Here is a 14,966-nt window from a genome sequence, read left to right on the forward strand (position 1 = left end):
TGTTTGGGCTCATTAGCCTTTTATTTTTACTCACACTCACTCAATTCAATTATTTTTTTAGCCACTGCATACAGTGAGCTATGCGATTCCATTGCCTGTTTTTGAAGCTGTTTATGAGCGTGTTCTTCACTTATTTTTAACTGCTCGATTAAAATATATTTAGCTTGATGAATGACTTTTTGTTCGCTTATTAGCTGTTTGGCATCTAATAATGCTTGGTTTATTTGTTTTATATGTTGTGCTTGCTCAAGTATTAAATCGTACATTGTTTTATTACTACTCAGCTTACTTACCGCCGAATTTGAAGGCTCACCTATTTTAAGAGCGAGTTGTCCATCTGAAACAGGAATATACTCTTGTTCTAGTGAGCTTAATATTTGCTTGTTTGAGTTAAGCTTTCGTTGTGCGCCAGCAATCCGCATCGCTGCGCTATCAATTAAATGGTCGCTAATATTTTGCTCAATTTTATGCATTATATCGATGCGAGTAGTCGTTACCTCATACCACACTTCACTTAACTGAGATAAAGGTTGTGCATTTTGGTCGTCTAGTTTTTGTAGCAGGCTTCTTAGTTGATCAACTTGTTTATTAACCGGGTGCTCTATAAGTGATGAGTAACATTTTAATAAATGATTGTCGGCGTATTCACTAAAAAAGGAAAAACGGTTTTCTTGTTCTTGCATAAAATGAGCAAGTTGCTGTTTTTGTTCGCATGAAAACTTACTTTCGGCAAAAGCTTGAGCGCCACAGGCACGCTCTTGTCCTGCATACTCTTTACCTTGCATAAAGTTAAAATAAGCCACTAAAAGGCGAATGACTTGCGGATCGTTTGCACCATCGGCTGCTTCTAAAATTATATTTAACAAGCCGGCAATTAGGTTTGTAAATGACTGGGTAGCATGAACGGGTGTAATGTTTTGATTCGCTATTTGATAACGAAGCGAGGGTAATGCGTCGAGTGATTGCAAGCTATGAGAAATTAAATTATACAGCCGCGAATGACCATTTAAGGAGGTGTCGGTAATAAAAGTTGTTTTTAAAGAGTCATAAAAATAACGTTGGGTCGTTTGCGTTACCGTTATTTGCTCTTTAAGTTCGCAATTAAATTGTAGGCTTTTAGACGCTAAAAATATATTGCTCATAGCACGTTCTTTTTGCAATTGATGAACAAAGTCGCCTAATTTTGTTAACGACGCACAGCTATTTTGTAATTGTTTTAGCGCGTCTATTTCTTGATATTTAGCCGCAAGTAAAAATTGTTTTGTGAGAGGGTTTGCTGTTTGCATGGAGTTATTTCCGCACTTTTTTGTTTATGAAGTGCAACCTCTATTCCATATATGTAAAGATTTTATTATTCAAATTAAAATCAATTTAAAACAGCTGCTTGTGTATTACTTTAAACTAATAAAGTAAAAACAGATTTATTTTAGCAACACGAAAAGCCCCTTTTTGGTGCATTAAAAAAGAGTTTTGCCACACGGTGTACCGGTATTAAAAAACGCGCTTATTCCTGGGGAAGAATAAGCACGGATAGTGCGTTAAGCGTTAACATGTTGCACTAAAAGCGCTGGGTCAATATTCATTGTATGATTAACTACTTCACCAATGATAATGAGCGTTGGCCCCATTAACGTAGCTACTGATTCATTATTCGATATATCGTTAATAGACCCTGTTATTATTTTTTGGTTAGTTGTTGTTGCATTTTCTATTAAGGCAATAGAAGTGTTGTCGGGCCAACCTACTGATTTTAAGCCTTTACATAATTCGTTAAGCCTACTCAGCCCCATGTAAACAACAAGTGTTGGGTTGTTTTTACCTTGCATAAATGTGTAATTTTGCCAATTAGGTAACTTTTTAGGATCGGCAAATTGAGCGGTTAAAAAAGTTACACTGCGAGCTACATCACGAGCAGTTAAGGGAATACCTGTATATGCCGATGCAGCGCAAGCGGTTGTCACACCAGGAACAATTGCAAAACTAATATTATTTTGTGTTAGCGCGTCAGCTTCTTCATTTATACGAGCAAAAATGCTCGGGTCGCCGCCTTTTAAGCGCACTACATTTAACCCTTGTTGAGCATACTTAACTAAAAGATCACAAATATTCGCTTGCGACATAGAGTGTTTACCAGCGCGTTTGCCTACGAATACTCGCTGTGCTTTTTTAGGTAATGTGCTTAATAAATCTTCACTTACTAGCCAGTCATACAAAATAATATCGGCAGATTGAATTAATCGCTGAGCCTTAACAGTAATGAGTTCGGCATCGCCTGGGCCCGCACCAATAATATAAACATGGCCATTTTTAGCCTTTTTGTCGGTAAACTTAACCCCATTGGTTAGCTTGTTAATTACTTTGTTTAACCAGATGTTTTCAACACCCGAAAAATAAGAGAGCACACTCATAATTATTCCTCTAAGCTACAGCTGCTATTGCTTTAGGCTCAGCGTTTATAAATACGTTGCCGTATTCAATTTTAATATCAAACACGGGGACCTGAATTGACTCATCTTCAAGACATTGGCCTGTTTTTAAACAGAAATGCTGTTTATATAAAGGTGAAGCTACAACAAATTTATTACTGAAAGAGCCTATAATTCCGCGCGATAACACATTCGCTTTACCGATAGGGTCATAGTTACCGACTGCGAATAAAGGGCATTCATTTTGTGGTAGGTAAAAAATAGCCACTTGTTGGTTTTTAACTAGTGCGCATACGCCGCTGTTAGCAACAAGGCAATCGGTTGTTCCAATATTATGCCAAGACATCAGCTTGCTCCTCTTGTATTTCTGTTACCGCAATACGGTTTTGAGTTATCTGTTGTTCGCGTTTTTCAGCGTCTGTGGCTGGGCGAATTTGATTACGTTCTTGCACAAACAAAATGTTGTCATCGGTTTGTGGGCTATTAACAAATTGGCGAAAGCGTTTTGTTGCTTCTGGATTGTCTACTGTTTTTTTCCACTCACATGCGTATGTATTCGCTACCAAATCCATTTGTTCTTCAAGCTCTTGGCAAATACCTAAACTGTCGTCAATCACTACACTTTTGAGGTAATCAAGGCCGCCCTCTAAGTTCTCCATCCATACTGAAGTACGCTGTAACTTGTCGGCGGTTTTTATGTAAAACATCAATACACGGTCAATGTATTTTATAAGCGTGGTTGTATCTAAGTCGGTAGCAAATAAGTCTGCATGGCGAGGGCGCATGCCACCGTTACCACACACGTATAAGTTCCAGCCATTTTCAGTTGCTATGATACCGATGTCTTTACTTTGTGCTTCAGCACATTCGCGGGTACAACCTGACACTGCCATTTTAATTTTATGAGGAGAGCGCAATCCTTTATAACGGTTTTCGATATCGATGGCATGACCTACACTGTCTTGTACACCATAGCGACACCATGTACTTCCTACGCACGACTTAACCGTTCTCAGAGATTTACCATAAGCGTGACCTGTCTCAAAGCCAGCTTCAATCAGTCTTTCCCAAATAACAGGCAGCTCTTCTAAACGTGCACCAAATAAATCGATGCGTTGTCCGCCAGTCACTTTACAATAAAGATTAAAGTCTTTAGCTACTTGACCGATGACAATGAGTTTGTCGGGTGTAATTTCACCACCAGCAATACGCGGTACAACAGAGTAAGAGCCGTCTTTTTGCATATTGGCAAGGAAGGTGTCGTTTGTATCTTGAAGGCCTACATGGGTTGGCTCTAGGATAAAATCGTTCCATGTTGAGGCTAAAATAGAGGCCACTGCGGGTTTACATATTTCACAGCCATGGCCGCTGCCATGTTTAGCTATTAAATCATCAAAGGTTTTGATGCTTTCTACTTTAACCATATGGAGTAACTCTTGACGCGAATACGCGAAGTGCTCACAGAGGTGATTATTTACTTCAACGCCTCGACTTGCCAGTTCGTCGTCAACTACCGATTTAAGTAACGCTGCACAACCACCGCAACCGCTGGCAGCTTTGGTGCATGATTTAACTGAGGCTAAATCGCATGAGCCACCATCAATAGCTCCCACAATGTCGCCTTTACTCACGTTATGACACGAACAAATAGTGGCTGTATCTGGTAGGGCGCTGCCCGCAAGAGAAGGGGCGCCGGCGCTATCTGGTAAAATTAAACATTCAGGGTGCTCTGGTAAGTCCATGTCGTTTAACATGTATTGAAGTAGCGTATCGTAATCACTGGTATCGCCAACAAGGACAGCGCCTAAAAGCTTATCGCCAGTTTCATTTAATATAATTTTTTTGTAGCAATCTCTAATTGGATCTTGATAAATGAGCTCTTTGCAGTTGGGCGTTTTTGCATGCGCATCACCAATAGATCCTACTTCTACACCTAATAGTTTTAATTTAGTGCTCATATCTGCACCTAAAAACTCAAGCTCGCCGCCACTTAGCTGGCTTGCTGCAACGCGAGCCATGTTGTAACCCGGCGCCACTAAGCCAAATAACTTTTTGTCCCATAGGGCACATTCGCCAATAGCCAAAATATCAGGGTCTGATGTTTGGCACTGGTTATTGATGACTATACCGCCACGCTCCCCAAGCTCTAGATCAGCCACTTTACCTAGCTGATCATAAGGACGAATACCGGCAGAGAATAAAATTAAGTCGGTTTCTAAATAAGTGTCGTCTGAAAAGTTTAATCTAAAGCGGCTAGTTTCACCTTTAACTATTTCGCTGGTCGCTTTTGATGTATGAACAGTCACACCCAGTTTTTCTATTTTATTTTTTAATAGCGTGCCGCCTTGCTCGTCGAGCTGGACAGCCATAAGCTGCGGCGCAAATTCAACAACATGTGTATCAAGTCCTAATTGTTTAATGGCGTTCGCGGCTTCAAGTCCTAATAAACCACCACCAATAACTACACCACTTTTACTGGCTGCGGCACTGGCTTTTATTTGCTCTAAATCCTCTAGGGTGCGATAAACCAAACAATGTGGTTGATCGTTTCCCTTAATTGGCGGCACAAACGGGAACGAGCCCGTAGCAAGAACAAGCTTATCGTACGGGTATTGATCGCCTGTTTGGGTATTAACAACTTTGTTTACTCTATCTATGCCTTCAACCCATTGGTTAGTGAATACATTAATATTGAGTTGTTGATAATTTTCTAAAGTTGTTAGCGCTAAATCGTTTGCTGTTTTACCATCAAATACGCTTGATAAATAAACACGGTCGTAAGCTAAATTTGCTTCACCACATAAAACGGTGATGTTTGCGTTAGCATCGCTTTGGCGCATTTTTTCTACAAAATGATGTCCGACCATACCATTGCCAATTATTAGTATTTTTTGCGCGGTTTGCATTAGGCATTCCTTCAGTGACGGTTTAAATTTTACACACAAAAAAGCCCGTCACAATTGTAATTAAATACAATTGTGTACGGGCCTCTTTGCCTCTGGTTGCTTTTTCAACCAATATGTATGCCGTTAATTAACGTGCTTAGTGTTCAATAAAGCAATAACCTAGCCATAAGTTTAAGTTTTTGATTAATAGTGATATTAATGTGCTTTTAGGATTTAGAGATTTAAAAACGAACACTTTAGGTGCAAGGTTAGTACTAATTAGTGCAGTAAAAAATATATTTAATGTTTTGAAAATGAGTGAGAGTTATCCCCATTGTTTTGTTAAATTGTGGGAGATACTAATATGGGTATGTTGCGTGCAACATCGATTTAACCAGTGATAAGCGCTAACGTGTTTTTTAGCTATGTAGTTAACTATTAATGAAAGCGAGCAGGGTAATCATAGTTATATAGAAGCCAACGCCTAGCGCAATAACCGGCACTACTTTTTTGGATTTCCTTTGTTTAAAACTAGCATAATCTTTAAATTCCATTTTATAGCTTCCAATCGTTGTAACTTTTAACAGCATACAACCTGTTGCATAAAACAAGAAACCGAAGGCTGTTTCAATTAAAAGCCATAAAAATATATCTGTAACAATGCTCATTTTTCCCCCTTAATCAAAAAGCTCAGCTAATTAGCGTAAACCAATAATAGTAAAGCATAGTTATTGGTAAAAAATAATACTTAAATTGTAAGTAAACATGCGAGTGTATTCTCTCACATTTTGCAAAATGCAAACTTGTCAATTGCAAACTGCATTAGGATTATACTGCATTTATTTTATTTATAATAAATTCATAAAGTTAAGTTTTGGAATAGACCCTGCAACAGTTTAATTACTTAACTTTTTAAGGGCTAAATTATGAAACTAAATAAACTTGCAACAGCATGCTTAGTTATATTTCCATGCGCTGTGCTTAGTCAACCATTCGAGTCGTGCCCAAGCCAGGCATTTTTAATGCAAGATGCTAACGCGCAACTATACGGAATAGATTTAGTTTCAGCTAAACCTACCGTTTTAGCATCGCAGCTAACGTTCGCTAACGAATTAAATACTAACAGCGTTAATGCAGTCGGTTTTAATTATAAAGATCAATACATGTACGGTTACAGTAAGCAAACGCCTGGTAGCGTAGTGCAGCTTGGCAGCAACTACGAAATGAAGCGGCTAAACGTACAAGGTATACCTGCCACTAATTTTTACGTCGGTGATATACAAGTTGTAGGTGAGGGCAATGACCAACGAGCTACCTATTATGTTTATCATCCTAACTTTGGCCTATATGGTATTAATTTAGATGGTGACTTAGATGCATCTATTACGGCAAGTTTGTTAACCAATACAAACACTTGGAAATTGTCTATTTATGACTTTGCTTTTCACCCAACTAGTAACCTTTTATATGCGGTTGAGCCAAATGGCAATTTATACGAAATAGATATTGCAGCAAATACCCATACGTTAATTACTCAAGTTGATGTAGGCGATGATACTGGCGCATTTGGCGCGGCTTATTTTGATGTGAAGGGCCAGTTTTATTTTAGTAACAATAAAAGCGGTAAAATCCATAAAGTTGATTTAAGTGTTAGCCCAGTCGTTGGCTACACCCCGGTGGCAAATGTGTTTACATCGGGGCCTAAATCAAGTCAAAACGACGGTGCGCGCTGTGCAATTGCAGAAGTAAAAGTAACTGACAGCTCAATTGATTTTGGTGACGCGCCAGCGCCTTACAACACAAGCCTTGAGCAAAGTGGCGCAAGGCATTTATTTGACCCTAATAGTACCGGCTCAGATTTAATTTATTTGGGAAGCTCGGTGGGTGGTGAAAATATTAATACCAATGCCGATTTACTATTGTCTCCTATTGATGATTCAGACGATGGCGTAAGTTTTGTAACGGCGATTTCGGCAGGGCAAGACTCGCAAATTATTGTTAACGCGTCTACTTCTGGCTTTTTATATGCGTGGTTTGATTGGGACCAAAATGGCCGTTTTACTGAAGACGAAAGAATGGTAACTAAACGCGCCATAAATGAAGGCGATAACAGCATTTTAATCACGGTGCCAAGTAACACCAAAGTGGGCCAAACATGGGCTCGATTCAGAGTCACAGATGGCACAGAGGCGTCGCTGATCACGGCAACAGGCGGTGTGCTGGGCGGCGAAGTAGAAGATTACGAAATTACCACTTATGCAAGCGCTGTTTACCCTGGCGAAAATGATTGGGTAACCCTTGCATTTGAGGATAGATGGCCGTTTGCAGGTGATTACGACTTTAATGATCTAGTGCTCAATTACAGAACCACACAGCTTATGGAAGGGAGTAATGTGGTTGGCTATAAAATTGATGGTCAACTAATTGGTATTGGAGCCACATACCATAATGGCTTTGCTGTGAGATTAAAAGAAACTGTCAATAATACCACTCACACTATTTTACGAGACGAAGTCGATGAAGATGCAATTAGCTTTATTATTGACGGGCAACCGCAAACAGCGAGTCCTTTGGAGGCAGGTAGAAACGAAGCTATCCTCATTTTCATGCAAGATACCTGGGCCCACGTTTCAAAAGAGTCGGGCTGTAGTTACTTTAGAACAGAAGATAATTGTGATGAAAACGTTAAAGTTACCTTTAGCATGAGTATTCCTTTAAAAGAACCAAAAGCTAAAAGTGCATCTCCCGGTACGCTGCTTGACCCGTTTATTTTTGCAACTAATGGCTTTTACCACGGTGATTTTTTAGTCGGTAAAAACGCCCGAGGCTGGGAAGTACACATTAAAAACCAGGCACCAACTGAAGCGTTTGATACATCACTCTACAGCGTTACAAACGCAGATGATGCCAGCGTACAAAGCAATGGCTTGTATTTTCTTAACGAAAACGGTTTACCGTGGGCAATGGAGGTCGGTATGCAATGGCTGCATCCCCTTGAAGGGGTAGACATAACCGACGCTTACGGAAGTTTTGCAGAGTTTGCTCAATCATCGGGTAAACAAAAGCCAACGTGGTTTAACGATTACAGTATTAGTAATGTTGTTGTAAGAGGGGAACAGTAATGAAAAAAGCACTATTAATTTTATCACTATCAATAGGGTTAACAGCATGTGGCGGCGGTGGTTCAGAAGAGACAAAAGCACCAGCAGTCGCGACGGTATCTTCTACCTCTACACCAGCAAATAATCCAACAGGGATTAACGCAATCACTGTTGATAACGAATTTAATTTATCTACTAAGTATTCACTTGATGTTGATGTTGACCTAGGGATGGGCGATGCAAGAGCCTACTTAAATGTGTGCCAAAAAAAGGTGGCATCTCAACGAGCAGATTATAACAACTGTATTTACAGAGGGCCTCTTAGTAATACCGCTCTCGATACGCAATTAGTGTTAAGCAATCAAGATATTGAACTGATTGCTGAAATTTGGTTTTACGATGAGTCGACCGAACCGCTTTTATTCACTTGGCAGTACGAACCTGCTCAAGCACAACAACAGTTTGTTATCAGATAATAGTTATTAAAATGGTTAGGTTTAAAAAGTAATGTCAAATATCCCAGAAAGTAATAATCCGCACTATTTAGTTTTGCGGATTATTTTTATATGTGCAGCAGTCGTATTTATCTTACTCGCGTTTAATCCCTTAACTAGCTTTTATGCCGATGTATTTTCATCTTTACGAATACAGATGTTAATTGCGGCGTTGATGTGCGGGGGCGCACTTATGTTGTTAAAACTGTACAAATTATCTGCAGTGGTGATCCTACTTTGCGCGCTGGGGCTAGGCCCTATTTTGGTGTCTTTTCCCGTGACATCGCCTGTTAATTCAGAGGCTTTATCAATCAAGCAAATTAATGTTAATTATAGTAATAAATACCTTTCAACACATTTACTGAGTTTGCGTGATGAAAATTGGGATGTGCTTATTTTACAGGAATTTAGTGATAAAAATCGCCACCTGTTAACTCAATTTATAACCACTACCGACATGTTTGGCTATGAGGAGGTTGAGGGAATACCCTATGGTATGGTTGTTTTATCGCGAATACCTATGGTTTATAAGCAACAAGTTAAATTAGATGGCGACAAGTTAGGGTATTTAAAACTAAAGTTTATGGTGGGTAATACGCTGTTGACTACGTTTATTGCGCACCCGCCTTCACCACGCTCTAAACGTCATTGGCAAAATAGAAATACGCTATTGGCGGCATTAAAGCTTTCAACACAAAATGAAAAGGGCGCATGGCTCGTCGCAGGGGATTTAAATGTAGTACCTTGGTCTTCATATTTTGAGTGGCAGCAAGCTCAAACCTGCTTTGGGCAACATCGATACTCAAGCTTTATGCCTTTTAAAAAAGGGCACTCTATTTTGACTGGCTTACCTATAGATCACTGTGTAATGAGCGAACAAGTTTTATTACGAAGCCTAGTGGTCACGGACTTTAAAGGCAGTGATCACAAAATGTTAAGCTATAAAATAAGTCTAAAATAAAAGGCGCTCAATATAATAAGCGCCTTTTTAACCTTAGTGTTTTACATGTATTTTAAATTTATTTAATAGACTGTTTTATGTCATGTACTAAGTGTTGAAGATTTCGCCTATGAGGAAACAATAAAAATGCAGCAGTGGCTAAGCAAAAAGCTTTAAACTTATAACCTATTTCTCGGTAGTATTCGCTATAACATTCGAGCATTCTGGCTTTGGCTTTAAACCGAGAAACCACGCCAATATCGTTTTTACAGCGATCTATTATTATTTGCATCGCAGTTAAACGGTTTTGTCTGTTGGCAGTAATAGAGCCTGCTCTCATTAAATAGCCCATTGATACCTGATTCGAAAAAGCCACATTACCAATACGTGCTAGCTTAAGCCAACAATCCCAATCGCTTGCGCTATTGAGTGATTGATCAAACTTACCTACATAACAAATGGCTGATTTTTTCACCACAACAGACGAGGTACCTATAACGTTTGCAAACAGCAGTAAATCCATTGGTGATTTAAGGTTTTGGTAATCCTCAGTGTTCCAATTAATAAATTTTGTAAACTCAGGCCAATAGGAAAAACAATCAATAATGGGTTCGTACTGTTCATTAACATGCATGTAATTGGTAAAGCTCAGCACACAATCACGATTATTTTGCATGTAGGTAACCTGGTTAAATAATTTATCTTCAGTCCAGTAATCGTCAGCATCTAAAAAAGCAATGTAGTCGCCTTTGGCAAGTTCAATGGCTTTATTTCTGACACTAACAACCCCGCAGTTTTGCTGCTTTATAACACGCATGTTAGGAAGTGATTGTTGTAATTTATTTAACCATTCAACGCTTCCATCAGTTGACCCATCATCAATAATAAGTATTTCACACTCAATATTATGCTGCCTAACAACACTTGAAATAGCCTTAGCTAAATACTGCTTACAGTTAAAGTTAGGAATAATAACGCTTACCTGAATACTCATAGTACTCACCTTTTGTGTTTTTCATTAACGTTAACTACGCAAGATAAGCGCCAACCATTAATAGGCATTTGCGGGCTGTTTTTTGTTTTATGATTTGCAAATTGCGATAAGCCTTCGCAAATTGACTTTTTATAGGGGGTTTTTAGCGTTTTATGCCGGGCACAGATTTTGCGATGTAACCGTTAAGTTTATTAGGAGTTTTAACTATGAAACATATTGGTATCGTTGTACCTAGCTTTCACATACCTTCAGAAACGTTTGTTGTAACTGAAATTAACGCGCTGGTGAATGCAGGGCATAGAGTGACCGTACTGACGTTTGAAAATTTAAATTACTGTGTTCATTTAAATAAAAATGTGCAGGTGATTGTTATTAAAAAATCAACACCATCGGCAGTTAATACACTACTTAAAAGCCCACTAATGGCGGTAAAAGGCGGTGTTATTGCAAGTCGTTTTAAGTCTATTTCGGTCATGTCTTTAATGGGCTACGGGTTAAATATTGCTGAAATCATTCGTGCAAAAAAAATCTCTCATATTCATTGTCATTTTATGCATGCACCACTGGCTTACTCCATTATCGCTAGCAAAATAGCCGGCGTGAGTGTGTCATCCATTGGCCACGGTCACGATGTTTATGTGAATGATGATGATTTAAAGCTTAAATTATCGTTGTGCGACTTTTCAGTTGCGGTATGTAAAGACATGGCTGTAAAACTCAGTAAATACAGCGCAGGAAAAATACAGCTACTGCATTGTGGTATTGATTTGAGCTTGTTTAATAATAAACCAAATCGATTAACAGAATCGGTTAACCTTATTTTTGTTGGTCGGTTAATTGAAAAAAAGGGATTACAATTTTTACTTCCGGCAATCAAAAAAATTAGCAAAAAACATTCAATCACACTAGATATAGTAGGCGATGGCCCTTTACTAAATGACCTAAAATATTTTTGCGAACAGCTAGGCATTACGAATGAGGTCAACTTTTTAGGCTCGAAAAGTCCACAGTGGTTAGCAATAAACACCAGCAATTATTCGGCTTTAATTGCGCCGTTTTGCGTGTCTAAAAATGGCGATCGCGACACGGGGCCGGTTGTACTTAAAGAAGCCATGGCCAGCGGTATACCTGTTTTAACTACTGAGCTAATGGGTGCAAAAGAAATTGTAAATGACGATGTTGGCGCTAAATGTGCGCCTTCAAGCATTACTGGTATTGAGCAAATGCTTAATGACTTTTGTGCACTAACGCCTTACCAGCGCTACGAAAAAGGGCTAAATGCAAAAAGGTTAGCGACAAAACGCTTTAATGCAAATTCGCAAGCCAAAAAGTTATCTCACTGGGTTCAAGGGATATAGGTGTTGCTATGAATGGGATTAAGCAAATTGCATACTTTGGTATATCCACTTTATTTCTTAAAGTATTAGGGTTTGCTTTATTACCTATAACTACGCGTATTTTAAGCCAGACAGAATTTGGTGAGCTAAATTTTTTGGTGTCTATTTCGGCGGTTATGTCGTTGTTATTGTGCTTAGGTTTACCCGATTTATTGTTTAAGCAACAAATGAACAACCCACAACATAAACGTGCCTTATTCAGAGATGCATTACTGGTGTGTGCCATTGTTAGTAGTGTATTTGTGTGCTTGGTTTTTTACTGTATTGATTATTTAAGCGCGTTATTACCGGTAACACTAAATACACTAGATATTAAACTGTTGGCTATTAACTTAGCGCTCTCGTCTCTACTTTCTATTTTATTTTGTTATTTTAGATATTACGAAATGGCAAAACAATTTTGTATATTAGCTGTGCTTCAAGGTATGGGGCAAACACTTCTAACCGTTGGTTTACTTTATTTAGGCCATGGTGTTACTGGGGTAATGGTATCGGGTGTGGTGTCGAGCGCTTTAGTATTATGTATTGCTATCGTTTTGGTATTGAAGCCGCTGGGTATCAGCTTTAAACGTGTTTCATGGAAAATAAGTTATAAAAACGGGCTTTTTTTAATCAGTATTGTTACCTCGTCTTTATTTGTGTATGCAAATAATGGGGCCGAAAATTGGTTTATTGTTGCCAGTGAGGGCAAAGAAAAACTGGCTCAATATTATGTCGCTTTACAGTTTGCCGTTATGACCTCGTTCGCTTTTGAACCCATTAGAATGTGGTGGTTCTCACGTCGTTTTGATGAATTGGCTAAAAACCGAGAACGTTATGTCGAGTTGTGCACGCTGTGTTTAGATTCGGCCATTTTACTATGCGCGTTTATGCTTATCATCACCCCGTCTATTTTTAGTTTAGTGTTACCACAAAATTATCAGTTGCATACTTGGTTGTTACCAAGCCTTATTTTTATTGTGGTTATTAAGCACCATAGTGATTTACTCAATATAGGGTGTTACATCCATTACAATGGTGCGTTTGTTACTGTGGTTAATGCAGTTAGCGCATTCGCTGTGCTGGCTTTGTTAGCCGTTTTAGTTCCTCGATATAACGTATACGGCGTAGTGGTTGCACTTTGCATTGCGCAGTTAATTAAAACCAGTTTACTTATTGTTATTAGCCAACAATTAGAAAGTTTAACGTTTAGTGTTACGCGTTTGCTGCCCAGCTGGGTGTGTTTTTCTTTAATATACTTTTTAAGCATTACACAAACTGCCTATTTTGAGCTTATTCAATGCATTGTTTTTATCTGCTTTTTAATTGCTTTGTTTTATAAATACAAACCCGCAATTTTAGCACTGACCCAGCAAACAATGCGGGGTAAAGTGTATGATTAGTTGGTATAAAAAATATTGTCTGATGATCAACGGGTTATTTGTAATGACATTAACATTAATGCTTTACATGCGCTTTGGTCCCATTGCAGCCTTTGCTTTATTATTGTTACCTTTTGCAGGGTTTTTAGCCGTTAAAATAAGCACGGTATTTATTATTCTTTTTATACTGTTTAGCTACTTTAGGCTACATGAAGTCTTTGTTGTATTAATGCCCCTTAAAATTCCTAAAATGTTGGCCTTAGCTTCATTACTGGCTATTGCATGGCATTTATTCATTTCAAAATCGTTAAAACCTCATTGGAGTTCAACACACTTAGTGTTTGTAATTTGGTTTGTTTGGCTCACCGTTTGCGTATTTAGTGCCTCCAATAAAGGTATGGCCATAGAGTATTGGACTGGTGTGCTAGTGAAGGTTTTCATTATGGTATTTGCCATTAGCTGGTGGTTAACCCGATTTTCGCATTTTAGTTTAGTACGAATGGGCATAATGATTTCGGGTATTTCGGTGGCGTTGGTTGCACTAAGTAACAAAATGAATGGTATTGGCTTGGTTGAGGGCACGCGTGTCACTATTTCTCGAGAGTACCGCTCGCAATTAGGAGACCCTAACGATCTATCGTTAGTGTTGATGTTTCCGGTATCTTTTTTAGCCGCAGAGCTGTTTGATAAAGGTGCGAATAAATATCGTCGTTTATTTGCAGCCGTAGGATTGTTGTTAGCTATTTCTGGTGTGATAGCCACACAAAGCCGAGGCGGCTTATTGGGTATTGCTGCTATTTTAAGTTTCTTTTTATATCAAAAAGTAAAAAACCCAATTGTAGTAGGAATGTGTGCAGCTGTTGCCATGCTTGCAATGATGGTGTTTGCAGGCATTGGTGAAAGGCAAAGTGGAGGCGCAGCAGAAGACGGGGTTGATGCGTCTGCAATGGGTCGAATATATGCATGGCAAGCGGCAATTAATATGGCGCTTTCTAATCCGCTAACGGGTGTGGGAGTCGATAACTTTTACGTAAATTATTATTTTTACAGTCCGCATTGGGATGGCAAGAATCATGCAGTACACAGTACATGGTTTCAGGTATTAGGCGAAACAGGCTTTGTAGGTATAGGTATATTTGTATTATTAATTGCCAGTATATATCGCAGCTTATCACGCGTGTATTGCATCAATGCACTTAACCCTAACGACCAAGTTGCAGTGAATGCAAATGCATTAAAAGCAGGTTTAATAGGCTTTATGGTTGCAGGTACTTTCCTAACACAAGCTTTTACTTGGCCGCTTTACATTATTTTAGCGCTAACAATCGCACTCGAAAAAATCACTGTTGAGAGCAATAAGGAATAAAA

12 protein-coding genes are annotated in these 14,966 nt (G+C 38.8%); 6 read left to right on the forward strand and 6 right to left on the reverse strand.

Annotation, left to right across the window (positions count from 1 at the left end; translation table 11 throughout):
* Positions 1–26 precede the first annotated feature (26 nt).
* The 5 genes from ATS72_RS02700 to ATS72_RS02720 form a co-directional block, all read right to left on the reverse strand.
* Positions 27–1,286, reverse strand: coding sequence for a nitrate- and nitrite sensing domain-containing protein (locus ATS72_RS02700; protein WP_008131277.1), 1,260 nt, complete (start codon positions 1,284–1,286; stop codon positions 27–29).
* Positions 1,287–1,538: 252 nt separating this feature from the next.
* Positions 1,539–2,408 carry a uroporphyrinogen-III C-methyltransferase gene (gene cobA, locus ATS72_RS02705; RefSeq protein ID WP_058428763.1) on the reverse strand — a complete coding sequence of 290 codons (870 nt, stop codon included), beginning with the start codon at positions 2,406–2,408 and terminating at the stop codon, positions 1,539–1,541.
* Positions 2,409–2,418: 10 nt separating this feature from the next.
* The gene (gene nirD, locus ATS72_RS02710; protein ID WP_058428764.1) at positions 2,419–2,772 is read right to left on the reverse strand and encodes a nitrite reductase small subunit NirD; all 354 of its coding nucleotides are present in this window, start codon (positions 2,770–2,772) and stop codon (positions 2,419–2,421) included.
* On the reverse strand, positions 2,759–5,332 hold the full coding sequence (nirB, locus tag ATS72_RS02715; protein WP_058428765.1) for a nitrite reductase large subunit NirB: 2,574 nt from the start codon (positions 5,330–5,332) through the stop codon (positions 2,759–2,761). The genes nirD and nirB overlap by 14 nt, the downstream gene beginning before the upstream one ends.
* Positions 5,333–5,742: 410 nt before the next feature.
* Positions 5,743–5,979 (reverse strand): hypothetical protein, encoded by a 237-nt coding sequence (locus ATS72_RS02720; RefSeq protein WP_058428766.1) that lies wholly within the window; start codon positions 5,977–5,979, stop codon positions 5,743–5,745.
* A 258-nt stretch (positions 5,980–6,237) separates the two neighbouring features.
* Between ATS72_RS02720 and ATS72_RS02725 the strand changes: the two genes are divergently transcribed.
* From ATS72_RS02725 to ATS72_RS02735, 3 genes are read left to right on the forward strand one after another with little or no spacing between them, the layout of a single operon-like run.
* Positions 6,238–8,433: an LruC domain-containing protein gene (locus ATS72_RS02725; RefSeq protein ID WP_058428767.1), complete on the forward strand. Its 2,196-nt coding sequence runs from the start codon at positions 6,238–6,240 to the stop codon at positions 8,431–8,433.
* Positions 8,433–8,888 carry a hypothetical protein gene (locus tag ATS72_RS02730; RefSeq protein ID WP_058428768.1) on the forward strand — a complete coding sequence of 152 codons (456 nt, stop codon included), beginning with the start codon at positions 8,433–8,435 and terminating at the stop codon, positions 8,886–8,888. Before ATS72_RS02725 ends, ATS72_RS02730 begins: the two co-directional genes overlap by 1 nt.
* A gap of 31 nt (positions 8,889–8,919) precedes the next feature.
* Entirely contained in the window at positions 8,920–9,867 is a 948-nt protein-coding gene (locus ATS72_RS02735; RefSeq protein ID WP_058428769.1) for an endonuclease/exonuclease/phosphatase family protein, read from the forward strand.
* 58 nt (positions 9,868–9,925) lie between these two features.
* Here the strand turns inward: ATS72_RS02735 and ATS72_RS02740 are convergent, their stop codons facing one another.
* A complete protein-coding gene (locus ATS72_RS02740) occupies positions 9,926–10,840 on the reverse strand; it encodes a glycosyltransferase family 2 protein (protein WP_058428770.1) in 915 nt (304 codons plus the stop codon).
* A gap of 206 nt (positions 10,841–11,046) precedes the next feature.
* On the opposite strand from ATS72_RS02740, the gene ATS72_RS02745 reads away from it, so the two are divergent.
* From ATS72_RS02745 to ATS72_RS02755, 3 genes are read left to right on the forward strand one after another with little or no spacing between them, the layout of a single operon-like run.
* Positions 11,047–12,198, forward strand: a complete 1,152-nt coding sequence (locus tag ATS72_RS02745; protein ID WP_010556338.1) for a glycosyltransferase — start codon at positions 11,047–11,049, stop codon at positions 12,196–12,198.
* Positions 12,199–12,206: 8 nt separating this feature from the next.
* A complete protein-coding gene (locus ATS72_RS02750) occupies positions 12,207–13,619 on the forward strand; it encodes a lipopolysaccharide biosynthesis protein (RefSeq protein ID WP_058428771.1) in 1,413 nt (470 codons plus the stop codon).
* On the forward strand, positions 13,612–14,964 hold the full coding sequence (locus ATS72_RS02755) for an O-antigen ligase family protein (RefSeq protein ID WP_058428772.1): 1,353 nt from the start codon (positions 13,612–13,614) through the stop codon (positions 14,962–14,964). Before ATS72_RS02750 ends, ATS72_RS02755 begins: the two co-directional genes overlap by 8 nt.
* Positions 14,965–14,966: the final 2 nt, after the last annotated feature.

This window comes from Pseudoalteromonas sp. 13-15 (genome assembly GCF_001468205.2).
In the GTDB taxonomy this organism is placed as follows: Bacteria; Pseudomonadota; Gammaproteobacteria; order Enterobacterales; family Alteromonadaceae; genus Pseudoalteromonas; species Pseudoalteromonas marina.

What these genes read in the sequence shown, in the direction of transcription:
- ATS72_RS02725 (WP_058428767.1), top strand. Translation starts at nt 6,238, where the DNA reads ATGAAACTAAATAAACTTGCAACAGCATGCTTAGTTATATTTCCATGC.
- nirD (WP_058428764.1), bottom strand. Translation starts at nt 2,772, where the DNA reads ATGTCTTGGCATAATATTGGAACAACCGATTGCCTTGTTGCTAACAGC.
- ATS72_RS02750 (WP_058428771.1), top strand. Translation starts at nt 12,207, where the DNA reads ATGAATGGGATTAAGCAAATTGCATACTTTGGTATATCCACTTTATTT.
- ATS72_RS02720 (WP_058428766.1), bottom strand. Translation starts at nt 5,979, where the DNA reads ATGAGCATTGTTACAGATATATTTTTATGGCTTTTAATTGAAACAGCC.
- ATS72_RS02700 (WP_008131277.1), bottom strand. Translation starts at nt 1,286, where the DNA reads ATGCAAACAGCAAACCCTCTCACAAAACAATTTTTACTTGCGGCTAAA.
- nirB (WP_058428765.1), bottom strand. Translation starts at nt 5,332, where the DNA reads ATGCAAACCGCGCAAAAAATACTAATAATTGGCAATGGTATGGTCGGA.
- ATS72_RS02755 (WP_058428772.1), top strand. Translation starts at nt 13,612, where the DNA reads ATGATTAGTTGGTATAAAAAATATTGTCTGATGATCAACGGGTTATTT.
- cobA (WP_058428763.1), bottom strand. Translation starts at nt 2,408, where the DNA reads ATGAGTGTGCTCTCTTATTTTTCGGGTGTTGAAAACATCTGGTTAAAC.
- ATS72_RS02745 (WP_010556338.1), top strand. Translation starts at nt 11,047, where the DNA reads ATGAAACATATTGGTATCGTTGTACCTAGCTTTCACATACCTTCAGAA.
- ATS72_RS02730 (WP_058428768.1), top strand. Translation starts at nt 8,433, where the DNA reads ATGAAAAAAGCACTATTAATTTTATCACTATCAATAGGGTTAACAGCA.
- ATS72_RS02735 (WP_058428769.1), top strand. Translation starts at nt 8,920, where the DNA reads ATGTCAAATATCCCAGAAAGTAATAATCCGCACTATTTAGTTTTGCGG.
- ATS72_RS02740 (WP_058428770.1), bottom strand. Translation starts at nt 10,840, where the DNA reads ATGAGTATTCAGGTAAGCGTTATTATTCCTAACTTTAACTGTAAGCAG.